Source organism: Paracoccus versutus (assembly GCF_029909795.1).
In the GTDB taxonomy this organism is placed as follows: domain Bacteria; phylum Pseudomonadota; class Alphaproteobacteria; order Rhodobacterales; family Rhodobacteraceae; genus Paracoccus; species Paracoccus versutus.
The window spans coordinates 1,258,225-1,282,430 of the sequence record NZ_CP038196.1; the positions used below are offsets into that span (position 1 = coordinate 1,258,225).

The window sequence follows — 24,206 nt, forward strand, 5'->3', positions numbered from 1 at the left end:
TCTTTCTTATCTTCTCTTAGAGGATGTTGAAAGGAACCACTTCTCTTCCGGTAGTATTCTCCCACTCCTTGAGTCTCGTCAGGTATCCCTCACAGCGTTCCGTCTCTCGGCATGTCTGGTAATCCAGTCGAACATAAACGGGGTCATCCTTCCAGCTATCATGGTCCAGCCCCAGAGCTTTTGCTTCCAAGGGGATTTCCCGACCGACCACCTCAACAGCAGCCTGCTTCATCGTTTCTTCTAATACTTTGCTGTGGGTATAGGGGATAATGGCACTGTCGTGAATGGTCAGAACAGGCAAACCCAGGAGAGTGGAATGCGTGATAACCCGCTCCATGATTTGGGAATCGGTGAACATCAGCCTGATGCCTACATCTGAGCAAAGGTTATCCGCCAGCGCCGGGATATGCTCGCTAAAGGTGTTGATGGTCTTTTGCAGGGAAGTATTCTTCAAGTGTTTCCCGGGATGTCCAGCCTTAAGCCCTTCCCGAAAGGCTGAGCAGGCAGAACGAGTATCCTTGGCATTCAGAGCCGTCAGCACCAGTTGCTTGACCAGCCTGCGTTGCTCATCAGGATCGGTATCGGGGAACTGTCCAGGGGGAAGCTCATAGGGATCAGGAGGAAGCTCCACCCCTTGCTGCGCTGCCAGAATCTGGATGTGCATGGCCTTGAAGTCGATCTCGACAGTCGGAGTGTCATTGATGAATATCTGTGATCGTAGCTTGCTATTCAGCCCCTGCCACCACGGGCCATAGAACCGCCCGTTCATCTCCCATGAACCCCGGCTGAATATTCGCCTGACAAGCTGATGGCGAGATCCGACAGCGACCCTGATGTCCTTTCCCCTGTTGTCCTGCCGGACGGCCCACGGCTGCTCCAGGGTGGGGATGTCGATGAAGGTCTGTGCCAGCAGATCGTTATAGGCCGTCAACACCTGCCTCATGCAGAGGGTGTTATCGGTGTCCTGGTATTCCACTGCACGACTATAATCCCCTTCACCCTCCTTCAGGATAATGCATTCCGAGGGGACTACCTGGATAGCTCGACCATCAACAACCAACGCCTCGAATCGTTTCTGAAGCTCCGTGCTGGCCTGTATCCTGCCCGTCCGGTTCCCCTTTGCTCCAGGAGCGGCATAGCTACCCGCCGATACTCGCACGAGACCCGCCGCCTGTAGCTGTTTCACCAGCACCACCAGATGCTTGGAAAGCCCCAAGGGGTTATAGCGGGATTGGCTATCCCATGCCCCCTCCGAGAAGGGCATACCCAAGCATAGAAGAGGATCCTCCTGCCACGCCAGATAAAGGTCCGTCACCAAGACCCGTAGCTGCTCGATATAAGGCCGTCTGGGCTTCTTGCCGCCCTTCTGCTTCTCTGCCTCCCCGGTAGCAAAGTGCTCGTCCCAAATCTCCTGTACCAGACCGAGCAAGGCGGGGTCTTCCGTCCAGATGGCGGTGTTCAGGGGCCGGGAATGCTGCGGGTCAAAGATGACCTCCTGGGCCACGGCTTCTAGCGCTGCTTCAAGCCTGACCACCTCCTCCCCCTCGTTCGTGACATCATAGGCAAGGCTGCCACCATCAGGTCCAAGGAACACCACCGAGCAATCGCTGTTGAAGACCCGTGCCAAAGCTTCGGCATCGGCTTCTGGGCCGTAGGGCAGCCACCATCGCCCCTCACGTTGCACCAGCGCATAGACCTCCAGGGGTTCAGTCATTCCAACCTCCCAGACGCCCGGTGTGCAGGTAATAGGCAAGAGCCTCCCTGAACTGGGCCGCGTCCCGGAAACCCTGCTCCTGCGCCGCCCGATCCTCGGCCATGGAACGAGAAAGACCGCCATCATATTCCATGATAGCGGCCCTTTCCTCAAACTCGTCAATGTCAGGTATCAGAGGCATGGCAGCCCCACCTTCTCGACGATCTCGCGCTTCTGCTCATCGCTGATCCCGGCGGAGTAGATGCCGTAAGTCATCCTGTTCTCCGACCGTGCCGACTGGTGCCCGACGATGGATGCTGTGAAATGCTCCGGCACCCCTTCCCGCTCGCACTGCGTCACGAACCATTTCCGGGTGGAATGGAACACGACACCGGGACGATCCAGCCTCAGCGCCTCCCTCATGGTGGCAAACCGCTTGGTGACGATCGAGACCGTCAGGGCAGGAAACAACCGCCCCTGCCTCGGCAGCCTTTCCAACAGCGGCGTCAACGCCGAGTGCAGCGGGATGAAGCGTTCGGCGGCATCGGTTTTCAGCGTCCTGACCGCATTGGGCCTGACCCAGACGAACCAGCCCAGATTCCCCTTCCAGACCAGATCCTCCCTGAGCAGCCCCACCGCTTCACCGGCCCGCATCCCGGTCAACAGGCAGAACAGCAGGACATCACCGATACGGGAATCGTCCAGACCCAGCAGCTTCCCGACTTCGGCATCCGTCAAGGCTGCATAGCTGCGATTCTTGCCCTTGGCTTCCACCCGCACGGTCTTGAAGGGATTGGCCATCAACTCCCCTTCGTACACCGCCCAGTCCAGGAAATGCCCAACCTGACTGACCGTCCGCCTTTGTGTCGGGGCAGAGATGCGATCCCCTTGGCTGACCTGAACAAGCTGGTCCAGCCCATAGCCACGGGTCCGCCACGACTTCCCCGCATGACAGCCCAGCAGCGCCACCTTCCGCACGAAGGCCAGAGCATCGTCACGGGTGATTGCCCCGATCTGCCTCGTCCCATAAGCCGACACGAACAGCCCGACCGAGAACCTGACCGACTTGAAGCCGCCGTGCTGAAGCTCCCGCGACCGTCGATCGAGATAGGTGCGAGCGAGTTCCTTGACCGTCCTGCGCCCCACCAAGACCACCTGAGAGAATACCGGCGGCGTCACCATCACGGGCACCGGCTTGTCCACCACCTGTCCCGCCCTCGCCTTCGCCAACACCTCCTCATACTTGGCATTGACCTCGGCAGCCCGTGCCTTGGCGATCCGGGCATCCCCGGTCTTCAACGACTGCTTCATGGCCTGCCCGAGAACGCCCTGAAGCTCCTTGGGGTAGTTCCTGCGATACAGCCAAGTCTGCTGCTTGAGATATGCGTATTTGATCCGCACAGACATGCGACCTCCATCTGGGGCGTCCGCCCCATTCCTCTAGTGTTTCTGTTTTTTCCGTTTGGTTGCTTTGGCTTAGAGGGACTGCTGAGTTCCCAGCCATCTGGTTTTCGGGTCCAAGACCCTGGGAATCATCGAGAAGTCCGGTTCTCTGTATTCCCCGCCAGAGGACCAATGAGAGTAATCCCTGTCACATGGTCGTCCGGCACCCGCTCGGTCTGGAACAGGTATCCCGGTACGTCATCGAAGGCAGAGATAACCGCCACGTCACCGGGCTGCATCGTACCACCCCGCCTTGAGAGCTTCCGTGTAGATCGCCATGGCAAGTTCACGGCTGATGCGGGATGCCACCCACGCGATCAGCAGCAGGCTTAGCCAACGTCTGATTGCACGAAAGGTGTGCTTGACAATGCGTTGGAAGTTGTTTTTGTTCATCAAGTAAGCTCCTGTATCTACTTCTATTTCAGATACGGACCTGCCCTCGTTTTTCGCGTTTCTGGCGACCATGCAAAGCCCACGCTAGCCGGGCTCTTTGGAAAGCTGTCTAGGCGACCCCATGGGCTCGTCACTGTCGTCAATACAAATTTTGATCACGCGCCATCAAAAGGGCTTGAAATTCAGTTGACTGCTAGAGATAGACTGCCTGCACAGTTCGGTCTTGGAGGTATAGATGAAGCTGTTCCCGAACCATGCCGCCTTCCTAGTCACGATCTCCCTACTGGCCGCATGCTCGCCAGCGGTGACGATCACTAGCCGCTCAACGGGTCAACAGGGAACAGGCACCCTGGAAAACACCGCGTTCGGCAATTCAGGGAAAGCGAACCTTACTATCGGCGACGAACAATACACCGGCACATGGATGGCCGTGAGAGACACCGGCGTTCTGGGATTTTCAGGCGATGCCGGCAACGGAAACGCAATCCTCCGCTCCAACAAGGGGAGCCATATGACCTGTCAGTTCAGGTATAGCATGAAGACGTATAACGCCTTGGGAACGTGCACCAAAGACGAAAAAGAGACTTTCGATCTGCAAGCGACGCTGACCTGATATCTGCAAGACTCCTTAGCGCGGGTTAGCTCGTTTCAAGCCAGGAAAGGGCCATAGCGTCATCGGGCCATGTGCCCCACCTATCGCCCCGCCCTGCCAACGACTGGCAACATTCTGGTACCGGATCTTCCGTCTAGCAGGAATCCTACCGCCCCAGCCAAATCATCACAGTGATTGTTGACAGACCAAGAGAGTTCGCGGACCAGGATTTCTTCTAGCGCGATCATCAGCCTAACGGGTCGCAAGGTCGCTGAAGGCAGTCACCGACCGGTGAGGCTGACCTGCCCCCCCGGAAGTTCCCTCGCCGTGATGTAGCGTCTGCCCAATCTGAAGGAGCAGACGAGATGAGGAAGAGCCGTTTTACCGATGAAGAGGGGACCGTGGCCCCAGTGGGGCCGCGTAAGCCCCGATGAACAGATTATCGGGATGATCAAGGAACAGGCGGCTGGTTTGCCCACGTCCGAGCTTTGTCGGAAGCATGGGCTGAGCCCCGCGACATTCTACAAGCTGAAGGCGAAATATGGCGGCATGGACCTGTCCGACGCCAAGCGGCTGAAGCAGCTTGAGGACGAGAATGCGAAGCTCAAGCGCCTGCTGGCCGATGCCATGCTTGACAACGTGGTGCTGAAGGATCTGCTGGGAAAGCCTTGACGACGCTGGTGCAACGGCGGGACGCGGTGCTGCGGGCGCTGAGGGATCATCCGATCTCTCAACGTCGCGCCTGCGTTCTGATCGGTGTCGATCCGAAGACGGTGCGGCGCAAGCGGCCGCCCGACAACCCGGAGATCCGTGAGGAGATGCACAAGATCGCCGAGCAGCGCCGCCGCTTCGGCTATCGGCGCGTGGGCATCATGCTGGAGCGCAAGGGCATGGTCATGAACGAGATCGGAGCCCGTAAAGCAAACGATCCGGGGGATCGTTTGTAGGGCGAAGGGCTCTACCGGATTTACCGGGAGGAAGGTCTGTCGGTGCGGCGCAGGCGCGGTCGCAAGCGGGCGCGTGGCAGTCGGACCCCCATGCCAGTGCCGTTGCTGCCGAACCAGCGGTGGTCGCTGGACTTCCTGGCCGACACGTTCGGGGCCTGCCGCAGGTTCCGCATTCTGGCCGTGAACGACGATTGCTGCCGCGAAAACCTCGCCCTGATCGCCGACACCAGCATCTCGGGGGCCAGGGTGGCGCGGGAACTGGATGCGCTGGTCAGGATCTACGGCAAGCCGGCCTGTGTCGTCAGTGATCGACGAGGATCAGAAAACGATCCGGGGGATCGTTTTCCCGAGGAGGGGCACCGAGTTCACCAGCAAGGCGATCCTGAAGTGGGCCAACGAGGCCGGCGTCGAATGGCATTATATCGATCCGGGCAAGCCCCGGCAAAATGGCTACATCGAGTCATTCAAAGGCAGCCTGCGCGACGAATGCCTCAACGAGGAGATCTTCGAAAGCCTGGCCGATGCCCGCCGAAAGCTGGCCCTCTGGCGCTACGACTACAACCACGTCAGGCCGCATTCCTCGCTCGGCAACCAGACCCCGGCAGAAGCGCGCAGGGCGCTTGAGCAAACTGGGGGCTCCGCGCCCGACCCGCTTGCCCAACCCGAAACCAACCAATATCAACCCAAAGGACTCTCGTTATGAACGAGGGACGACCGGGGGGCAGGTCAAGGTCGATGAAGGTTCGTGTCAGAAGATCGTTATAGGCCGTGACCTTCCAACCTCATGCGACGAGTGTCATCGGTGTCCTCGTACTCGATAGCCTTGCTGCTTTTCCCGATATCGTTTTCAAGATGATGCATTCTGCTGGGACTGTGCAGATCGCTTTCTGATTGACGATCAGCTCCTCGAATCGCTTTTGCAGTACCGTGCTGGCCTGGATTCTGCTCGTCCTGTTTCCCTTGGCTCCGGGGGCGGCATAGCTTCCAGTCGATACTCGTACCAATCCAGCAGCATTCAACCGCTTCACCAGCACCACCACATCCTTGGTCAACGCCAAAAGATTATACCGGGATTTGCTGCTCCAGGCTCCTTCCGAGAAAGGCATACCCAAACAGAGAAGGGGGTCCTCCCGCCACACCAGATAAAGCGCCGTCACCAGCACCCGGAGCTGTTCGATATAGGGCCGCGCGGGTTTCTTGCCACCTTTCTGCTTTCCTGCCTCATCAGCAGCAAGGTGTTCGTCCCAGATCTCCTGCACCAGACCAATCAAGGCGGGGTCTTCCGTCCAGACGGCGGTGTCCAAAGGCCGGGAATGCTGCGAGTCAAAGATGATCTCCTGCGGTGCTGCTTCTAGTGCTGGTTCGTTCGGTGGCTCTTCCTGCATCCCGTCCCGTCTCCGTCGTGGGCGTCATAGATAAGGTGGCGATAAAAAAAGAAAAGTGGTGCTCCCCGGCGACCAAAGCCGCCGAGGAAATTTTTTACATGCTGTCGATGGCATCCATGACCAGTTGAATTGCCTGCTTCTGCCACGGGGCAAGGACAGCACGGGCAAGGGGTAGCCAGCCCTCATCGTCAAGCCTGACCACCTCCTCCCCCTCGTCCGTCACGTCATAGGCGAGGCTGCCACCACCCGGCCCAAGGAAGACCACCGAGCAATCGCTGCCAAACACGCGCGACAGGGATTCAGCATCAGCCTCGTGGCCATAGGGCAGCCACCACCGCCCCCCGGAAAACACCAGAGGATAGACTTCAAGGGGTTCAGTCATCCCAACCTCCCAGACGTCCGGTGTGCAGGTAATAGGCGAGGGCTTCACGGAACTGGGCGGCATCCCGGAAACCCTGCTCCTGCGCTGCCCGATCCTCGGCCATGGAACGAGAAAGACCGCCATCATATTCCATGATAGCGGCCCGCTCCTCGAACTCGTCAATGTCGGGAACTAGAGGCATGGCAACCCCACCTTCTCGACGATCTCGCGCTTCTGTTCGTCGCTGATCCCGGCGGAATAGATGCCATAGGTCATCCTGTTTTCCGACCGCGCCGATTGGTGGCCAACGATGGATGCCGTGAAATGCTCCGGCACCCCTGCCCACTCGCACTGCGTCACGAACCATTTCCGGGTGGAATGGAACACGATACCGGGACGATCCAGCCCCAGCGCCTCCCTTATCGTGGCAAACCGCTTGGTGACGATCGAGACCGTCAGGGCAGGAAACAACCGCCCCTGCCTTGGCAGCCTTTCCAATAGCGGTGTGCACGTCGCACCGACCCGCAGGCGTGACGCTGAGCAGGCAATATTGCCCCTGATCCCGACCCATCTGGCGCATCAGCCTGCGCAGCGCGCCACACTCTTCGGGATTGGCCGACTGCAATGCCCAGCCATGCAGCCATGCCGCCGACAATCGGATCTGGAACTTGCCAAGCGCCTTGTCGACGGCAGACTGGATGGCGTCGTGGCCCGCCAGGGTAATGGCAAAGCCCTCGTCGATCAGCTGGCCCTGCGTCTCGGTATCCAGTTCGACCGGGGATTGCCCGCCGAGCTGCGTCATCGTCCCGAGACCAAGGCACCAGCGCTCGAGAACGTCGATCTGCAGATCGGGCAGCCACGGGCAGGCGCTCTGCCCATTAAGCTGTCACAGAACGGCCCGCTCGAAACGGGACAGCCGCTGCTCGACGATCATGTCCTCCAACCTGTGAAGCCAGTTCGGATCAGCGCGGCAACGGGCCGGCGGATCGTAGCAGGTCGTGTAGTCGCGATAGGGCAAGGACAGCAGCGCAACGCCATGTCTCGCGCAACTCGACAGCATGCGGGGCAGCCAATTCGCGTGGATTGCCAGTTCTGCAGCATCCATCCGGCTGCCCCGCCCCTGGTCGATCCAGCAGGCGGGACAGATGGCAAGATCGTCCTTTCGGATGGATCTGTCAGAAACCGCTGCCCGAGAAGATCGGTGTATTTCCGGTCGATCTGGCGTGGCGATTGCGCCAGCAGCTCGGCACAGTCGGAGCCGGTCAGAGCGGCAAGCTGCGCAACCTGCCCGGGATCGCCGGCGCAGAGCGGATTCTTCTCCATGCCCACAGCGGTGCAGAATTCGGCTAGGGTGCGGCGGCCATTCGCCTCGGTATTCCGCGCCAGCAACGAAAATGCGGGCTCTCCCGGTTTCGCGGAAAGGGAGATTGGCAGACGGGACAGGAAGGTCATAATCCCCTCCGCCGCTTCTTGGCGGGCGTCTGGCTGGGAACCGAGCGCGGTGCGGACACAGCAAGATAATTATCTGACAGGAACGGGTTCAGGGCCGGAACGCAGTCATAGCGCAAGCGATACGCCTCGGCGAAATGGCTGATCTGCAGGACCGAAGCGCATTCCGTCAGTGCCTGCTTGATGGCCCGCAGGATGATCGCACACATCTCCCCGAAGGCATATTGTGCCGCGCAGAGCGGCTTTGTTGCACTTCCCCTTGGTTGATGGATTTATGTTTTTGAGTCAGCGGGTTAGGTTGTCCATTAGTAAACCCATCCCTGGTTTCCGAACGACGAATTGGTCCGGCTATAGTCGGTCCCTGAAGCGCCGTGGCTCCCTGATGGTTTGGTTTGACCCGGAGATGGCTTGGTTCGCGGTCCCGAGCGGCAAGGCGGGTCATCCTGGGAGGTTTTCGGTGGCGGCCATACAATTCTGCCTCTCAATCAAGGTGCTGTTCGGGTTGCCGCTCCGGAAAACGACGGGGTTCCTGGAGAGCCTTCTGAACCTGTCCGGGCTCGACTGGCCGGTGCCGGATTACACGACGCTCTGCCGCAGGCAGAAGCACCTCAAGGTGCAGACCCCGTATCGCGCGGCGTCCGGGCCGCTGCATTTTCTGGTGGACAGCACTGGCATCAAGTTCTCTGGAGAAGGCGAGTGGCAGGTCCGCAAGCACGGGGCCAGCCGCCGTCGCCAGTGGCGCAAGATCCACATCGGTATTGATGCCGATACGTTGGAAGTGCGGGCTGTCGAGATGACCAGCAACCGCATCGGAGATGCACCGGTTCTGCCCGACCTGCCGGTGCAGATACCGCCGCAGGAGCAGATCGGCAGCGTCACCGCCGATGGGATCTACGACACCAAAGGCTGCCACGCCGCCATCGCGGGCTGAGGCGCTGAAGCCATCATACCGCCGCGCCGAAATGCCCGCACCTGGAAGGGGGATGATCTAGGCCTACAGGCGCGAAACGAAGCGCTACTTGCCTGCAAACGCTTCGGACGGGCCAACTGGAAGAAATGGTCAGGCTATCACCGACGAAGTTGCGTAGAGGTCAAGATGCGTTGTCTCAAGCTCCTGGGTGAGCGCATCATGGCGAGAGACTTCGACCGGCAGGATGCAGAGGTTCAGATCCGAATAGCACTCATGAACCGCTTCGCGTCACTCGGCTCGCCGGAGACCGTTCGCATGCGCTGACGAGAGAAAGGAAAGGGATAAGTTCGACCTAAACCCGAATAACGCAACAAAGCCATGCTAGCCGAATCTTAGGGCAATGAAGCTCGTGTCTGATACTCGGAGACGGGCATTGCTCGTTAGCGTCCGCAAGCATGGTGTAATTTCATCGACGTAACCGGTGTCATCCTGGGCGGCCAGCGAGATGCATGATCCAGAGGGAGTTTCGACGCTTCAACCGCCGGAAAACCCTGATCGCCATCCAACCTATCCAAGCTTCTGGCAAAGCATGACCGGGGCATTTTCCTGCGCGGTCTCGTCGAGGACATCTCGTCCCGCACGCATCAAGACACATGCATCGCCTCTCCACCGCATGTGAGCCCTGTCCCTCGCAGCCGCGCGACGCAGGCACCGCGGTCCTTCATCGGACCATGAGGCCAGCTTGCCGCTGCGATTCGGGTCGGACAGATGCGACGGGAAGCGTTCCTCGGGGGTCGGAAAACCTCATCGACCTTCAATTCGAGCCAAAGGCGTTCTCGATGATCTCGACGCGCCCGAACTGATCGACAAGGGCGGCATCGAAACGCATCGCGGTCAGCAACCCGGAAGGCAAGCGGCCGCAATACTCCAGCGCTGCATTGCAGATCCGCGCGATCTGCCGCGCACCGATCCGTTCCGCCGCCCCGGCGTGAAAGCGCGACTTCTTGACCTCGACGAAGGCATATTCGTCATCCTTGCGCAGGATCAGGTCGATTTCGCCGCCCCGCCCGCGCCAGCGCTCCGCCATGACCTCGTAACCGCGACGGCGATATTCCCGCGCCACCGATTCCTCGGCGAAACGGCCGGCGGAATGGGCAACGGCGCCTTGCCGGGCCTTCATGTCCAGGGCCGGAACCGGCGTCCCGCCGGAAATCCTTTCGAACCTCATTCCTGCTCCTTCTTCATCTCGAGCGCCAGCGCGTAGATTTCACGCCGGGGACGTCCGAACCGGGCCGCCACCTCTGCCGCCGCCTCCTTCACCGGCAGCCTGTCCAGCAGACCCGCCAGGGCCTCGCGCAAGCTGTTCTCGTCGGCGGCGACCGGCTCGGGGTGCCCGAACAGCACCACGATTTCGCCGCGCAACCCTTCGGGCGGGATCCGTTCCAGCAGTTCCGCCGCCGTGCCGCGCATCACCTCTTCGAATTTCTTCGTCAGTTCCCTGCAGATCACCGTAAGCCGATTCGCCTCAGCTTCGCACAAGTTCTCCAACAGTTGCTTAACGCGCCTGGGACTTTCGAAGACGATCACCGTCGCATCGACCTTGCGCCAGCTTTCGATCCAGCTGCGCCGCGCCCCGCCGGCGGCCGGGGGAAAGCCCACGAACAGGAACCGGTCGCTGGGCAGGCCCGAGACCGACAGCGCCGCCAGGGCCGCCGACGGGCCGGGCAGCGCCCGCACCGCAAAGCCCGCCTCGGCGGCATCCCGCGCAAGCCGGTAGCCGGGATCGGCGACCAGCGGCGTGCCCGCGTCCGAGGCATAGGCCACCGACCGCCCCTCGGCCAGGGCGGCCAGGATCGCCGGGCGCTGCCGGTCGGCGTTGTGGTCGTGATAGGCGAGGATGCGGCGGCCGCGCACCGGGATGCCGTGAATATCCATAAGATGCCGCAGGTTGCGGGTATCCTCGGCGGCCAGGACATCGGCGGTGTTGAGCACGTCGAGCGCGCGCAGCGTGATGTCCCTGGCCGAGCCGATCGGGGTCGCGACCAGGTAGAGCCCCGGTTCGGGCGACGCGGCCGAGACGGTCAGGGAAAGCGGCCGCGCGCCCGTCCCGGTTGTGCTGGCGCCATCCTCCATCGCGGTCCCTTTCGTTCTGCCGGGGCAAGTTGCCATGTCCCGAATATGCCAATAACCTGCCCTCATCAAACCCCCAGCCTCGATCCAACAGGGAATCACGCCATGACCGTCCTGAAAACGATCCGCGGCGCCTTCGACCTGCGCCGCCCGCTTGCGCGCGTCGGAGCTGTCCTTTCCGCCCTGGCGCTTGCCGCCTGCCAGCCGATCGAGATGGGGGCCTCGGGCCCGCAGACCGGCCAGAGCATCGACCCCTCGCAGCCGGTGCAGGTGGCGCTGCTGGTGCCGGGCGGCACGGGAAGCGCGGACCTGGACTGGCTGGCGCGTTCGCTCGGCAATTCCGCGAAGATGGCGGCGGCCGATGCGCGCGGCGCCACCATCGACCTGCGCATCTATGATGCGGGCTCCGAGCCGGGCACCGCGGTCGCCATGGCCAACCGCGCGGTGGCCGAGGGCGCCAAGATCATCCTGGGCCCGCTTTTCGCCGACAGCGCCAATGCGGTCGGCAACGCCATGGCGCCCCAGGGCGTGAACGTGCTGTCCTTCTCGAACAATACCGACATCGCCGGCGGCAATGTCTTCGTGCTGGGCAATACCTTCGACAACGTCGCCGACCGGCTGGTGAAATACGGCGTCAGGAACGGCAAGCGCCGCATCCTGATGGTGGCCGAGGACGACACCGCCGGCCAGGTCGGCGCCCGCGCCATCGAGCGGGCGATCCGCAGCAACGGCGCCACCCTGGCCGGGACGGCGGTGCATCCGCTGTCCCAGTCCGGCATCGACGCCATCGTGCCGAACGTCACCCAGGCGGCGCTGTCGGGCAATGTCGATGCGGTCTTCCTGACCGCGAACCAGGGCGCGGTGCTGCCCTATCTGACCGACAGGCTGGCCGATGCCGGCGTCACCTCGGCCACGGTGCAGATGATGGGGCTGACGCGCTGGGACCAGCCCTCGGCCCGGTTGCAGCTGCGCGGCGTGCAGGGCGGCTGGTTCGCCATTCCCGACACCACGATGAAGGCGCAGTTCGACCAGCGCTATCGCGCCGCCTATGGCGAGACGCCGCATGAGCTGGGCTCGCTGGCCTATGACGGCGTGGCCGCGATCGCGGCGCTGGTGCGGGCGGGCAACCGCAATGCGCTGACCACCTCGGGGCTGACGCAGAGCGCGGGCTTCGCCGGGGTCTCGGGCGCCTTCCGACTGAAGCGCGACGGCACCAACGAGCGCGCGCTGTCGGTCGCCACCGTGCGCGGCGGCCAGGTGGTGGTGCTGGATCCCGCACCGCGCAGCTTCGGCGGCTTCGGGTTCTGATCTTGAGCGCCAAGGACACCGACAGCCTGCCGCAAAGCGCCCCGGCCCTGCCTGGGGCGCATTCCCTGTTCAGCCCCGAAAGCTTCCTGCCCGCGCTGACCGAGGCGCTGAGCGGCATCGCCGAGCCGCGCGAGATCCGCGCGCGCACCGTCGCCATCCTCGCCCAGGCCCGCAGCGCCGCCATGGGCGACATCGCGGCGGGCTTCATGTCCCATCCCCGCGCCGCGCGCGAGACGGTGCGCGCCATCGCCAGCCTGACCGACGCCACCGTCGCGGCGATCCACCATGTCGCCACCACGATCCTGCATCCGCTGCTCAACCCGACCGATGCCGAGCGGCTGGCGGTGCTGGCCATCGGCGGCTACGGCCGGGCCGAGATGGCGCCGCAATCCGACGTGGACCTGCTGTTCCTGACGCCGTGGAAGGTCAGCGGCTGGGCCGAGAGCGTGGTGGAATCGATGCTCTACATGCTTTGGGATCTGAAGCTGAAGATCGGCCAGTCCACCCGCTCGATCGACGATTGCCTGCGGCTGGGCGCCGGCGACATCACCATCCGCACCAGCCTGCTGGAGCATCGGCTGATCTGCGGCCATGCCGCCGCCGCCGAAATCCTGCGCGACCGGCTGTGGGCCGAGCTTTTCGACAAGACCGTGCCCGAGTTCATCGAGGCCAAGCTGGCCGAGCGCGCCGAACGCCACCGCCGCCAGGGCGGTCAGCGCTACGTGCTGGAGCCGAACGTCAAGGAGGGCAAGGGCGGGCTGCGCGACCTGCAGACCCTCTACTGGATCGCGAAATACATCCACCGGGTCGACCGCGCCGTCGAACTGGTCGACCTGGGCTTCTTCACCCGCGAGGAGCATCTGACCTTCTGGCAGGCCGAGGACTTCCTCTGGGCCGTGCGCTGCCACCTGCACCTGATCGCCGGGCGGCCGCAGGACCAGCTGACCTTCGACATGCAGGTCGAGGTCGCCCGCCGCATGGGCTATCGCGACCTGGGCGGCCGGCGCGCGGTCGAGATCTTCATGCAGGACTATTTCCTGCACGCCACCCGCGTGGGCGAGCTGACGCGGGTCTTCCTGGTCGCGCTGGAGGCCCGCCACCTCTATCGCGCGCCGATCATGAACATCCTGTTCCAGCGCCGGCGCCGCGTCCGCGCCGGTTTCCGGATGGACCGGGGGCGGCTGACCTATGCCGACGAGCGGCAGTTCCTGTCCGACCCGCTGAACATCCTGCGGCTTTTCGAAGAGGCGCTCAGGACCGGCATCCTGATCCATCCCGACGCCATGCGCGCCGTCGCGGCCAACCTGGACAGCATCGACGACCGCATGCGCTCGGACCCCGAGGCGGTCAGGATCTTCCTCGACCTGCTGCTCAAGCACGGCAACCCCGAACGCTCGCTGCGGCGGATGAACGAACTGGGGGTGCTGGCCGCCTTCATCCCCGAATTCGCGCCGGTGGTGGCGATGATGCAGTTCAACGTCTATCACCACTACACGGTGGACGAGCACCTGATCCAATGCGTCGCCGCCCTGGCCGCCATCGAGCGCGGCGAGGATGCCGAGGATCTGCCCGTGGTCAGCAAGATCATGAAGGGCAAGGTGAACCGGCGGGTGATCTACCTGGCCGTGCTGCTCCATGACATCGGCAAGGGCCGGGCCGAGGATCACTCGATCCTGGGCGCGCGGCTGGCGCGGCGCATCTGCACCCGCTTCGGCCTGCCGGCGGACGAGATCGAGACCATCGAATGGCTGATCCGCAACCACCTGCTGATGTCGGACGTGGCGCAGAAGCGCGACATCGCCGATCCGCGCACGCTGCGCGACTTCGCCAAGGCGGTCAAGACCACCAAGCGGCTGGACATGCTGCTGGTGCTGACCGTCTGCGACATCCGCGGCGTCGGCCCCGGCACCTGGAACAACTGGAAGGCGATGCTGCTGCGCAAGCTGCACCAGGAAACCAAGCTGGCGCTGGAAAACGGCCTCGAGGAGCTGAACCGCGACAAGCGCATCGGCGAGGCCAAGCGGTCGCTGCGCCACCTGCTGACCGCCAAGGGCTGGGAGCCCAGGGCGATCAAGGCCGAACTGGGCCGGCATTACGACAACTATTGGCCGGGCCTGCCGACCGAGACGCAATATGTCTTTGCCGAGATGCTCAAGGATCTGGGCGAGGACGAGATCCGCACCGACCTGCATCCCGACACCGACCGCGACGCAACGCGGGCGGCCTTCGTGCTGGCCGACCATCCCGGCATCTTCTCGCGCATGGCGGGGGCGCTGGCGCTGGTGGGCGCCAATATCGTCGATGCGCGCACCTATACCACCAAGGACGGTTTCGCGACCGCGGTGTTCTGGTTGCAGGATGCGGACGGCCATCCCTATGCCGCCGACCGGCTGCCGCGGCTGCGCACCATGATCCAGCGCACCCTGGGCGGCGAGATCGTCGCGCGCGAGGCCCTGGCCGGCCGCGACAAGCCCAAGAAGCGCGAGGCCGCCTTCCGCTTCCCGACCCATGTCACCTTCGACAACGAAGCCTCCGACGTCTATACGGTGATCGAGGTCGATACCCGCGACCGGCCCGGCCTGCTCTACGACCTGACCCGGACCCTGGCCGACAACCACATCCAGATCGCCAGCGCCGTGATCGCCACCTTCGGCGCGCAGGTGGTCGACACCTTCTATGTCAAGGACATGTTCGGGCTGAAGCTGCACCAGCCGGGCCGCCGCGAGGCGCTGGAAAAGAAGCTGCGCCAGGCGATCAAGGACGGGGCCGAGCGCGCCGAACGCGCCGAGCGCCCGCTGGGCGGATCGTTCTGAGGGACAGGGGATGCAACCGATCAGACTAATCCGGGGCTTTCTCTCGGTGGGGGCATGGACTCTGGCCAGCCGCGTCGTGGGCTTCGTGCGCGACGTGATGATCGCGGCCTACCTGGGCACCGGCCCGGTGGCGCAGGCCTATATCGTCGCCTTCACCCTGCCCAACATGTTCCGCCGCTTCTTTGCCGAGGGCGCCTTCAACACCGCCTTCGTGCCGATGTTCGCCAAGCGGCTGGAAAGCGGCGAGAACCCGCGCGGCTTTGCCGAGGAAGCCTTCGCCGGGCTGGCCACGGTGGTCCTGGCGGTCTCGCTGATCGCGCATATCGCCATGCCCTGGCTGGTGCTGATGCAGGCGGCGGGCTTTCAGGGCGACGAGCGCTTCGACCTGGCGGTGATCTATGGCCGGATCTGCTTTCCCTATATCCTGTTCATCTCGCTGACGGCACTGCTTTCGGGGCTGCTGAACGCGGGCGGGCGTTTCATGGCGGCGGCGGCCGCGCCGGTGCTGATGAACTTCATCCTGATCGCGGCCATGCTGCTGGCGGATCGCCATGGCTGGGACATGGGATTGGCCATGGCTTGGTCCACGCCGGTTTCGGGGCTAGCGCAGCTTTTCACCGTCTGGTGGGCGGCCAAGCGCATGGGCTTTGCGCTGCGCCTGCGCCGGCCGCGGCTGTCGCCGGACATGCGCCGGCTGCTGGCCGTGGCGGCGCCCGCGGTGCTGGCGGGCGGCGTGGTGCAGGTCAACCTGCTGGTCGGCCGCCAGGTCGGCTCGTTCTTCGACCGCGGCATCGCCTGGCTGACCAATGCCGACCGGCTGTATCAGCTGCCGCTGGGCGTCGTCGGCATCGCCATCGGCATCGTGCTGCTGCCCGACATCTCGCGCCGGCTGAAGAACGGCGACACCGGCGGCGGCCGCCACGCCTATAACCGCGCCGCGGAATTTGCGCTGTTCCTGACCGTTCCGGCGGCCGTGGCGCTGGTGATCGCGGCCTATCCGCTGATCTCGGTGCTGTTCCGGCGCGGCGCCTTTCTGACCGCCGATGTCGGCCCGACCGCGATGGCGCTGGCGATCTATGGCCTAGGGCTGCCGGCCTTTGTCCTGCAAAAGGTGCTGCAACCCTTGTATTTCGCGCGCGAGGACACCCGCACCCCGTTCCGCTTCGCGGTCTGGTCCATGGTGATCAATGCGGTGGTGGCGCTGGGGCTTGCGCCCTTCATCGGCTTTTCCGCCGCCGCCTGGGGCACCACCATCGCCGGCTGGACCATGGCGGCGCAGCTGTGGCGCGGCACCCGCGCCTTTGGCGAGGCGGCCGCGCTTGACGACCGCTTCCGCCACCGCCTGCCCCGCATCTGCGCCGCCTCCGCCGTCATGGGCGCGGTGATCTGGGGGCTGATGCTGGCCTTGGGCGATGCGCTGGAGCAGCCCGGCACCCGCTATCTGGCGCTGTCCGCGCTGGTCTTCGGCGGGCTGGCCGCCTATGGCGCGGCGGCGCTGGTCCTTGGCGCCTTCCGCCCCTCGGACCTGCGCGCGGGCCTGCGCCGTCAGCGCTGACGGATCTGGCGCATCACCCGCGCGATCCCGCCCGGCACCAGCACGAAGGACAAAAGGAAGCCGCAGCAGAAACCGGCGATCTCGGCGATCCAGGTCAGGCTGCCGTCCTGGAACAGGATGGCGAAGACCAGCTGGAAGGCCAGCAGCATGCCGATCAGCACGAAGGCCCGCAGCCGGTTCGCGTTCTCCTGCCCCAGCCGGGTCCAGAGCAGGAAGGTAAAGGCGCCGACGAAACCATAGACCGCCGGATAGCCGCCGATCAGCGCCTGGAAGCGGAATTGCGGCAAAAGCCCCGCGGCCAGCGTATAGACCAGCGCGCCGCCGATGGCCGAGCCGAAGAACAGCGCGGCCACCGCCCAGGCGCGGAACTGATGCGCGATCAGGTTCCCCAGGGCCAGGGTAAAGACGATGACGAACAGTGCATGCGTCAGCGACAGATGCACGAAGGAATAGGTCAGGATGCGCCAGCTCTGGTCCAGCACCACCATGCGCATCTGCCACAGCCGCAGCACCAGCTCGGGGATATAGGCGGTGCGCTCGACCGCGATCTGGCGCATGGCAAGGCCGGCGCCCGGCCCGCCGCCGCCAAGAAAGCCCATCTGGGCCAGGCCGAACACCGCCTCGCAGGCGATCATCGGCAGGGCGATCATCCATACCACGGCGGGCACGGGGTTCAGGGGCGATTCGTCGTAACCGGGTCGCATCATGGCTCCTTTCCAGTGGGCTGTTGCGCCCGGACGGGGCAAGGGGTAAGCCAGCCACCGGGATTTTCCAAGCAGGTAGTGCCATGACCACGAGCTTCGCCAAGCGCATCTTTTCCGGCATCCAGCCCTCGGGCGGGCTGACGCTGGGCAATTACCTGGGCGCGCTGAAACGCTTTGCGGACTATCAGGGCAAGGGGGCCGAAACGATCTATTGCGTCGTGGACCTGCATGCGATCACCGTCTGGCAGGATCCCGAAAAGCTGCGCCACAACACCCGCGAGGTCGCGGCCGCCTTCATGGCCTCGGGCGTGGACCCCGAGGTCTCGATCCTGTTCAACCAGAGCCAGGTCAGCCAGCACGCCGAACTTGCCTGGCTTTTCAATACCGTGGCGCGGGTGGGCTGGATGTATCGCATGACCCAGTTCAAGGACAAGGCCGGCAAGAACAGCGAAAATTCCAGCCTGGGCCTGCTGGCCTATCCGTCGCTGATGGCCGCCGACATCCTGGCCTATCACGCCACCGCCGTCCCGGTGGGCGAGGACCAGAAGCAGCACCTTGAACTGACCCGCGACATCGCCGCCAAGTTCAACCACGACTACGGCGTCGATTTCTTCCCGATCACCGAGCCGCTGATCGAGGGCACGGCGACCCGCGTCATGTCCCTGCGCGACGGCAGCAAGAAGATGTCGAAATCCGATCCTTCGGACGCCAGCCGCATCAACCTGACCGACGATGCCGACGCCATCGCGCAGAAGATCCGCAAGGCGCGCACCGATGCCGACCCGCTGCCGGGGTCGATGGAGGGGCTGAAGGACCGGCCCGAGGCGAAGAACCTGGTCAACATCTACGCCGCGCTGACCGGCGAGAGCGGCGACCAGGTGCTGGCGCGGTTCGAGGGCCAGGGCTTCGGCGCCTTCAAGCCGGCCTTGGCCGAGGTCGCGGTCGAGGCGCTGGCGCCGATCACCCGGCGCATGACCGATTTCATGGCCGACCCGGCCGAGATCGACCGCATCCTGGGCCGCGGCGCCGGCCAGGCCGAGGCCATCGCCCACCCGATCGTCGAGCGCACCAAGGACATCATGGGCATGATCCGCTCGCGCTGAGCGCCGGGCAGTCCCACCGAATGTTTCAATGACTTCCCCGCAGGATGGGCTATGATTCCCCATCCTGCCGCAAAACGGGAAAAACCATGCCTGATCAATTGTCGAGGATGCTCGGCGAACGCCCATGGTTGCTGGCCGATGGGGCGACCGGGACCAATCTTTACAACATGGGGCTGGCATCGGGCCAGGCGCCGGACCTGTGGTGCGAGACCCATCCCGACAAGGTGCGCGCGCTGCACCGGCAGATGATCGCCTCGGGCGCGGACATCATCCTGACCAACAGCTTCGGCGCCAATGCCAGCCGGCTGCGGCTGGCCAAGGCGCAGGACCGCGTGGCCGCGCTGAACCGCGCCGCCGCCCGCCTGGCGCGCGAGGCCGCGGCCGAGGTCGGCCGCGCCGTCGTCGTCGCCGGCTCGGTCGGCCCCATCGGCGAGATCATGGCCCCCATGGGCCGGCTGACCGAGGCCGATGCCACCGCCATGTTCACCCAGCAGGCGCAGGCGCTGAAAGAGGGCGGCGCCGACGTGCTGTGGATCGAGACGATCAGCGCCGCCGAGGAAATGCGCGCCGCCGCCAAGGCCGCGCAAAGCGTCGGCATGCCCTGGTGCGGCATGATGAGCTTTGAGCCGGGCGGGCGCAGCATGATGGGGGTGACGCCGCCGCAGCTTGCCTCGCTGATCGACCGGCTGCCGCATCCGCCCCTGGCCTATGGCGCGAATTGCGGCACCGGCCCGGCCGAGCTGCTGCTGGCCGTGGCCGGGTTCGCCGCCTCGGGCAACGAGCGCCCCCTGATCGCCAAACCCAATGCCGGGGTGCCGCGCTATCAGGACGGCGGGCTGATCTATGACGCGACGCCCGAGGTCATGGCCGAATTCGCCGTGCTGGCGCGCGACATGGGCGTGCGCATCATCGGCGGCTGCTGCGGCACCACGCCCGCGCATCTGGCCGCCATGCGCGATGCGCTGGTCGCCGCGCCGCGCGGCCCGCGCCCCTCGCCCGAACGCATCTCGGCCCGCATCGCCCAGGCCATGGGGCCGGGCGAATAGTCAGAACAGCGACAGCTGGTCCCCCGCCCTGGGCGGCGGGCCGAAGCGGCTGCAATCCAGCACTTCGGATTCGCGCTGCAATCCCAGCCGCTTGCGGGCCAGGCGGAAACGCTGCAGCAGCAGGCCGGCCTCGGGCCCCTCGCCGCGCATGCGGCTGCCGAAACGCGGGTCGTTGTCGCGCCCGCCGCGCATCGCCTGCACCCGCGCCATGACATGCGCGGCCTTGCCGGGATGATGGCGCTCCAGCCAGTCGCGGAACAGGGGCGCCACCTCCAGCGGCAGGCGGATCGGGATCATGCTGGCCGCGGTCGCCCCGGCATCGCGGGCGGCCTGCATGATGCGCTCGACCTCATGCTCGGTCAGCACCGGGATCACCGGCGCCACCATGACGCGGACCGGAACCCCTGCCCCGGCCAGCGCTCGGATCATGCGCAGCCGGGTCGCCGGCGCCGGCGCGCGCGGCTCCATCTGCCGCGCCAGTTCCGCGTCCAGCGTGGTGATCGAGACCCCGGCCAGCACCTGCCCCCTGGCCGCCATCGCCCCCAGCAGGTCCACGTCGCGCATGACGGTCGCGCCCCGCGTCACCAGGCTCAGCGGGTGGTTCCAATCGTGCAGAACCTGCAGGCAGCCGCGCATGATGCCCAGCTTGGCCTCGATGGGCTGGTAGGGATCGGTATTGGTGCCGAAGGCGATGGGCGCGACGGCATAGCCGCGCCGGCCGATCTCGGCCTCCAGCAATTCGGGGGCATTGGGCTTGGCGACGATCCGCGTCTCGAAATCCAGCCCCGGCGACAGGCCCAGATAGGCATGGCTCGGCCGGGCGAAGCAATAGATGCAGCCATGCTCGCAGCCGCGATAGGGGTTGATCGAGCGGTCGAAGGAAATGTCGGGCGACGTGTTGCGGGCGATGATCGAGCGCGCCCGCTCCTGCGTGACCTCGGTGCGCAGCAGGTCCTGCTCTTCGGGGATGTCCCAGCCGTCATGCTCGCGCTCGGTCCGGTAGGGCTCGAAGCGCGCGGCGGGGCGCGAGTCGGCGCCGCGGGCGCGCAGGATCTCGTCGGGATTGCGGGGTGGCAGGCTCATGCCGCCAGACTAGAACATTACGTGAACATTTTCCAGATCGCGCCGCGAAAGCGCAGCTGGAATCGGCAGCGGAACGCGCAAAGCCGGATCGGGGCTTTTCGGCGCGCCCCGGCGGGGCCATATTGAAGGCAACGGAGGATGCCATGCCGCTGCCGCATTTCCTGATCCTGATCCTTGCCGTGATCCTGGCCGCCGGGCTGACGATCTGGGCTGCAAGCGCCATCGGCATTCCGCTGTTCGCGCTGGGGTTCCTGGCGCTGCTGGCGGCGGCGATCGCGCATCTGACGACGCGCGATCACCGAAGCTAGTCACCCCGCCACAACAGGCGGGCGGGTTGGAGAAAGGGCGCTGCTGGCGCCGTTTTCCGTTTTTTCTGCGGCGTCACGCCGCGGCATTGCCCGGCTTCTCGGCGCTTTCCTTGACGGCCGAAAGCGCCGCCTCTTCCGTCCAAGCCCGCCCATTCGCATTCGGATCGTTCAGGACCGTCCAGGCCCAGGCGGCGACGCCCGGCTGTTTCGGATCGTGACAGATGCGCCCGACCGGCTCCTCATTGCGGCAAATGGTCCAGTCGCCCGAAACGGGTTTGCCGTCCACCACGGTCTGAATACGTGTCCACATACGAGATCCTTTCTTGTCTTTTCGTTGATCGCCCTGCATGGCCGCAACTTGCGGGCAGCCATGCGCGCGGACGATGGTCGCAGCGCCGGACGAATCCGAATCGGCGCGTCATCAGGCTTGATGTCATCACGCAAACCTGACGGTTTCTTTAACCGGCATTGCGCGGCGCTGCAATAAATCCGCTGCGTCCGGCGCGGCCGTGCCTAGTCCGACAGCAGTTCCGTATCCCAGTAGAGGAAATCCATCCAGCTTTCATGCAGGTGATTCGGCGGGAAGCGCCGGCCTATGGCATGCATCTCGTCGGGGGTGGGCCGGCGCGGCGGGCGGCGCAGCCGCAGCCCCGAATTCTTCAGCGATTTGTTGGCCTTCCTCAGGTTGCAGGGCGAACAGGCGGCGACGACATTCTCCCAGCTGGTCACGCCGCCGCGCGAACGCGGCACCACGTGGTCGAAGGTCAGCTCGCCCTTGGCGCCGCAGTACTGGCAGCAGAACTCGTCCCGCAGAAAAAGATTGAAGCGCGTGAAGGCCACGCGCTTCTGGGGTTTGACGTAATCTTTCAGCACGACGACCGAGGGGATGCGTATCGCGTGATGCTGGCTTCGCACCACCTCGTCATATTCGGCGATGATCTGGACCCGGTCCAGGAACACCGCCTTCACCGCCTCCTGCCAGGGCCAGAGCGACAGCGGATAGTAGCTGAGCGGTCTGAAGTCGGCGTTTAGAACCAGTGCGGGATGGTGGCGCGAGAAGGATGGCTCGCGCACGCATTGGGTTCGAAATTCGCCATGGTCGTCCAGCATCGGCCCTCGCTTCGCCTTGTCCGGGACGGGTCAGAACATGGCACCGACTATATATCGCGGCTCCGGGCTGACAAGTCCCTGAATATATGCCTGGCGCACAAATAGCCGGGGGGCGTGACAGGCGCGTGACAAGGACTGACTGGGGCTTGCCGCGCCTTATTGCGACGAGGCGATCTTCATCAGCACCAGCCCCGCCACGATCAGCACGGCGGCGACAAGGCGCAGCGCGTCGGCCGATTCGCCCAGCAGCAACACGCCCAGGACGAAGGTGCCGACCGCGCCGATGCCGGTCCAGATGACATAGGCGGTCCCCAGCGGCAGCACCTTCATCGACAGCGACAGGAACCAGACGCTGGCCACCATGGCGACCAGGGTGATCGCGGTGGGCCAGGGCCGGGTGAAGCCCTCGGACTGTTTCATGGCAAAGGCCCAGATCACCTCGAGCAATCCCGCCACGCCCAGATAGATCCATGCCATGCCGCGCCTCCGGTCCTTTCGGGCAAGCTGTCGCGCGCGGCGCGGCCAAGGTCAAGCCGGGCTGGCCTGCCCGGCGGATTGCTGGCAAGATCGGGCCATGACCAAGCCCCCGACAACGCCGCCCCGGCTGACCGGCACGCTGGAATCCGCGCTTTACGCCGAGGATCTGGGCGAGGCCGCCCGTTTCTGGACCGAGATCATCGGCCTGCCCGAGATCGCCCGCGTGCCCGGCCGGCACGTGTTCTTTCGCTGCGGGACGCAGGTGCTGCTGGTGTTCCGCGCCAGTGCGACGCGCGTGCCGCCCAAGCCCGATGCCCGCCTGCCCGTGCCGCCGCATGGCAGCGAGGGGCCGGGGCATTTCTGCATGGGCGCCGAGCCGGGCATGTTCGACGCCTGGCGCGCGCATCTGGAAGCGTCGGGGGTAGAGATCGAGGCCGATTTCTTCTGGCCCCAAGGCGGCCGGTCGCTGTATTTCCGCGACCCGGCCGGAAACTCCATCGAGATCGCCGATCCCGCCATCTGGGCGTGACCCGGCGGCTCGGCCGCAGGGATCAGCGGCGGGCGCGCACCGCCACGGGCTGCGGCGCCAGAAGACGCAGGGAAACCATGCCGGCCGGAATCAGGGCGATTGCGGTCATCCAGATCAGGGTCATGTGCGTTCTCCTCGTCTCATCCTCTTATCAGGAAGGTAGGAACTGCTGTTCCTTTCGCAAGTGCGAAATCGCTCAAAGCGTCACGACCTCGCGGCAAACCGCTCTTTCAGGAAGGCCAGCGCCACCGACAGCCCGTCGGGCGAGATGCCGTGGCCGGTGCCCTTCATCACATGGCCGTAGACGGTGAAGCCGGCCTTTTGCAGCGCCTCGCCGGCGATGCCCATGCTTTCGAAGGGCACGACCGGATCCTGGTCGCCATGGATCAGCAGGACCGGCGGCTTGACCCGCGCCTGCCCCGCCCCCTCGGGGTCCAGCAACCGGCCCGAGAAGCCGACCACCCCGGCGATCTCTTCGTCGCGCTGCGGCGCCACGGCCAGGGCCATCATCGTGCCCTGGGAAAAGCCGACCAGCGCCAGCCGGTCCGCCGCCAGCCCCTCATCCGCCAGGATCTTGTCCAGGAAGGCGTTGATGTCCTCGAAGGATTGCGCGGCCGAGGCCTGGGCCTGCGCCTCGGACGAGCCGTCCATCCAGGGGATCGGGAACCACTGATAGCCCATCGGATTGTTGAGGCAGGGCTCGGGCGCGTTCGGGGCATGGAAGGCAGTGCCGGGCAGATGCGGCGCCAGCGGATCGGCCAGGCCCAGCAGGTCGGCCCCGTCGGCGCCATAGCCGTGCAGGAAGACCACCACCGAATCGGCCTTGCGCGGGCCCTTGCGTTCGGATTTCAACTCGCGCGGCATCTC

At 64.7% G+C, this 24,206-nt stretch carries 25 protein-coding genes and 2 pseudogenes; 10 read left to right on the top strand and 17 right to left on the bottom strand.

Translation table 11 applies throughout. From position 1 onward, the window contains the following. Nucleotides 1-16 precede the first annotated feature (16 nt). The 4 genes from E3U25_RS06155 to E3U25_RS06170 form a co-directional block, all read right to left on the bottom strand. Nucleotides 17-1,714 carry a hypothetical protein gene (locus tag E3U25_RS06155; RefSeq protein WP_244294911.1) on the bottom strand — a complete coding sequence of 566 codons (1,698 nt, stop codon included), beginning with the start codon at nt 1,712-1,714 and terminating at the stop codon, nt 17-19. Continuing rightward, complete coding sequence (locus tag E3U25_RS06160) at nt 1,707-1,847, bottom strand: hypothetical protein (protein ID WP_244294908.1); 141 nt, start codon at nt 1,845-1,847, stop codon at nt 1,707-1,709. The genes E3U25_RS06155 and E3U25_RS06160 overlap by 8 nt, the downstream gene beginning before the upstream one ends. A 38-nt stretch (nt 1,848-1,885) precedes the next feature. Beyond that, nucleotides 1,886-3,100, bottom strand: a complete 1,215-nt coding sequence (locus tag E3U25_RS06165) for a DUF6538 domain-containing protein (protein WP_244294907.1) — start codon at nt 3,098-3,100, stop codon at nt 1,886-1,888. 261 nt (nt 3,101-3,361) lie between these two features. Continuing rightward, nucleotides 3,362-3,529: a hypothetical protein gene (locus tag E3U25_RS06170; protein WP_010400856.1), complete on the bottom strand. Its 168-nt coding sequence runs from the start codon at nt 3,527-3,529 to the stop codon at nt 3,362-3,364. A gap of 235 nt (nt 3,530-3,764) precedes the next feature. On the opposite strand from E3U25_RS06170, the gene E3U25_RS06175 reads away from it, so the two are divergent. Continuing rightward, nucleotides 3,765-4,142 carry a hypothetical protein gene (locus E3U25_RS06175; RefSeq protein WP_010400853.1) on the top strand — a complete coding sequence of 126 codons (378 nt, stop codon included), beginning with the start codon at nt 3,765-3,767 and terminating at the stop codon, nt 4,140-4,142. Between the two features lie 366 nt (nt 4,143-4,508). Continuing rightward, nucleotides 4,509-5,771: pseudogene (locus E3U25_RS06180) on the top strand (IS3 family transposase). A gap of 79 nt (nt 5,772-5,850) precedes the next feature. Here E3U25_RS06180 and E3U25_RS06185 read toward each other — a convergent pair. The 5 genes from E3U25_RS06185 to E3U25_RS06205 all read right to left on the bottom strand — a co-directional run bounded on the left by E3U25_RS06185 (nt 5,851) and on the right by E3U25_RS06205 (nt 8,472). After that, nucleotides 5,851-6,453 carry a hypothetical protein gene (locus E3U25_RS06185; RefSeq protein ID WP_116220920.1) on the bottom strand — a complete coding sequence of 201 codons (603 nt, stop codon included), beginning with the start codon at nt 6,451-6,453 and terminating at the stop codon, nt 5,851-5,853. A 94-nt stretch (nt 6,454-6,547) separates the two neighbouring features. Then, complete coding sequence (locus E3U25_RS06190; RefSeq protein WP_036759651.1) at nt 6,548-6,835, bottom strand: hypothetical protein; 288 nt, start codon at nt 6,833-6,835, stop codon at nt 6,548-6,550. Beyond that, nucleotides 6,828-7,616: a hypothetical protein gene (locus tag E3U25_RS06195; RefSeq protein WP_244294904.1), complete on the bottom strand. Its 789-nt coding sequence runs from the start codon at nt 7,614-7,616 to the stop codon at nt 6,828-6,830. Before E3U25_RS06195 ends, E3U25_RS06190 begins: the two co-directional genes overlap by 8 nt. An 84-nt stretch (nt 7,617-7,700) precedes the next feature. Then, nucleotides 7,701-7,919 (bottom strand): hypothetical protein, encoded by a 219-nt coding sequence (locus E3U25_RS06200; protein WP_036759654.1) that lies wholly within the window; start codon nt 7,917-7,919, stop codon nt 7,701-7,703. A gap of 343 nt (nt 7,920-8,262) precedes the next feature. Next, complete coding sequence (locus E3U25_RS06205; RefSeq protein ID WP_116220919.1) at nt 8,263-8,472, bottom strand: hypothetical protein; 210 nt, start codon at nt 8,470-8,472, stop codon at nt 8,263-8,265. Between the two features lie 95 nt (nt 8,473-8,567). Between E3U25_RS06205 and E3U25_RS06210 the strand changes: the two are divergent. Beyond that, nucleotides 8,568-9,497, top strand: a pseudogene (locus E3U25_RS06210) (IS5 family transposase). A 490-nt stretch (nt 9,498-9,987) separates the two neighbouring features. On the opposite strand, the gene E3U25_RS06215 reads toward E3U25_RS06210, so the two are convergent. Both E3U25_RS06215 and rsmI read right to left on the bottom strand, forming a co-directional pair. Then, nucleotides 9,988-10,401 carry a YraN family protein gene (locus E3U25_RS06215; RefSeq protein ID WP_116220918.1) on the bottom strand — a complete coding sequence of 138 codons (414 nt, stop codon included), beginning with the start codon at nt 10,399-10,401 and terminating at the stop codon, nt 9,988-9,990. Further along, nucleotides 10,398-11,306: a 16S rRNA (cytidine(1402)-2'-O)-methyltransferase gene (gene rsmI, locus E3U25_RS06220; RefSeq protein ID WP_116220917.1), complete on the bottom strand. Its 909-nt coding sequence runs from the start codon at nt 11,304-11,306 to the stop codon at nt 10,398-10,400. Before rsmI ends, E3U25_RS06215 begins: the two co-directional genes overlap by 4 nt. 102 nt (nt 11,307-11,408) lie before the next feature. Here rsmI and E3U25_RS06225 point away from each other — a divergent pair, with 102 nt between their 5' ends. From E3U25_RS06225 to murJ, 3 genes are read left to right on the top strand one after another with little or no spacing between them, the layout of a single operon-like run. After that, nucleotides 11,409-12,611 (top strand): penicillin-binding protein activator, encoded by a 1,203-nt coding sequence (locus E3U25_RS06225; RefSeq protein ID WP_036759656.1) that lies wholly within the window; start codon nt 11,409-11,411, stop codon nt 12,609-12,611. 2 nt (nt 12,612-12,613) lie between these two features. After that, entirely contained in the window at nt 12,614-15,424 is a 2,811-nt protein-coding gene (locus tag E3U25_RS06230) for a [protein-PII] uridylyltransferase (RefSeq protein WP_114536425.1), read from the top strand. A gap of 10 nt (nt 15,425-15,434) precedes the next feature. After that, a complete protein-coding gene (murJ, locus tag E3U25_RS06235) occupies nt 15,435-16,979 on the top strand; it encodes a murein biosynthesis integral membrane protein MurJ (protein WP_116220916.1) in 1,545 nt (514 codons plus the stop codon). Here murJ and E3U25_RS06240 read toward each other — a convergent pair. Beyond that, the gene (locus tag E3U25_RS06240; RefSeq protein WP_240540435.1) at nt 16,970-17,686 is read right to left on the bottom strand and encodes a rhomboid family intramembrane serine protease; all 717 of its coding nucleotides are present in this window, start codon (nt 17,684-17,686) and stop codon (nt 16,970-16,972) included. The two genes, murJ and E3U25_RS06240, sit on opposite strands and share 10 nt — an antisense overlap. An 80-nt stretch (nt 17,687-17,766) precedes the next feature. On the opposite strand from E3U25_RS06240, the gene trpS reads away from it, so the two are divergent. Together trpS and bmt are read left to right on the top strand one after the other, a co-directional pair. Then, nucleotides 17,767-18,786 carry a tryptophan--tRNA ligase gene (gene trpS / locus E3U25_RS06245; RefSeq protein ID WP_036759659.1) on the top strand — a complete coding sequence of 340 codons (1,020 nt, stop codon included), beginning with the start codon at nt 17,767-17,769 and terminating at the stop codon, nt 18,784-18,786. A gap of 86 nt (nt 18,787-18,872) precedes the next feature. Further along, nucleotides 18,873-19,832 (top strand): betaine--homocysteine S-methyltransferase, encoded by a 960-nt coding sequence (bmt, locus tag E3U25_RS06250; protein ID WP_072464084.1) that lies wholly within the window; start codon nt 18,873-18,875, stop codon nt 19,830-19,832. On the opposite strand, the gene E3U25_RS06255 is transcribed toward bmt, so the two are convergent. Next, nucleotides 19,833-20,915 (bottom strand): PA0069 family radical SAM protein, encoded by a 1,083-nt coding sequence (locus E3U25_RS06255; RefSeq protein WP_036759661.1) that lies wholly within the window; start codon nt 20,913-20,915, stop codon nt 19,833-19,835. A gap of 143 nt (nt 20,916-21,058) precedes the next feature. On the opposite strand from E3U25_RS06255, the gene E3U25_RS06260 reads away from it, so the two are divergent. Continuing rightward, the gene (locus E3U25_RS06260; protein ID WP_166435398.1) at nt 21,059-21,223 is read left to right on the top strand and encodes a hypothetical protein; all 165 of its coding nucleotides are present in this window, start codon (nt 21,059-21,061) and stop codon (nt 21,221-21,223) included. Between the two features lie 73 nt (nt 21,224-21,296). Here the strand turns inward: E3U25_RS06260 and E3U25_RS06265 are convergent, their stop codons facing one another. The 3 genes from E3U25_RS06265 to E3U25_RS06275 form a co-directional block, all read right to left on the bottom strand. Then, nucleotides 21,297-21,572: a hypothetical protein gene (locus tag E3U25_RS06265; protein WP_240540434.1), complete on the bottom strand. Its 276-nt coding sequence runs from the start codon at nt 21,570-21,572 to the stop codon at nt 21,297-21,299. Between the two features lie 164 nt (nt 21,573-21,736). After that, a complete protein-coding gene (locus E3U25_RS06270; protein WP_116220915.1) occupies nt 21,737-22,333 on the bottom strand; it encodes an HNH endonuclease in 597 nt (198 codons plus the stop codon). A gap of 156 nt (nt 22,334-22,489) precedes the next feature. Beyond that, nucleotides 22,490-22,810, bottom strand: coding sequence for a DMT family transporter (locus tag E3U25_RS06275; protein WP_072464083.1), 321 nt, complete (start codon nt 22,808-22,810; stop codon nt 22,490-22,492). A gap of 97 nt (nt 22,811-22,907) precedes the next feature. Here E3U25_RS06275 and E3U25_RS06280 point away from each other — a divergent pair, with 97 nt between their 5' ends. Beyond that, nucleotides 22,908-23,339: a VOC family protein gene (locus tag E3U25_RS06280; protein WP_116220914.1), complete on the top strand. Its 432-nt coding sequence runs from the start codon at nt 22,908-22,910 to the stop codon at nt 23,337-23,339. A 204-nt stretch (nt 23,340-23,543) separates the two neighbouring features. Here E3U25_RS06280 and E3U25_RS06285 read toward each other — a convergent pair whose 3' ends face one another. Continuing rightward, nucleotides 23,544-24,203: an alpha/beta hydrolase gene (locus E3U25_RS06285; RefSeq protein ID WP_072464081.1), complete on the bottom strand. Its 660-nt coding sequence runs from the start codon at nt 24,201-24,203 to the stop codon at nt 23,544-23,546. Nucleotides 24,204-24,206 lie beyond the last annotated feature (3 nt).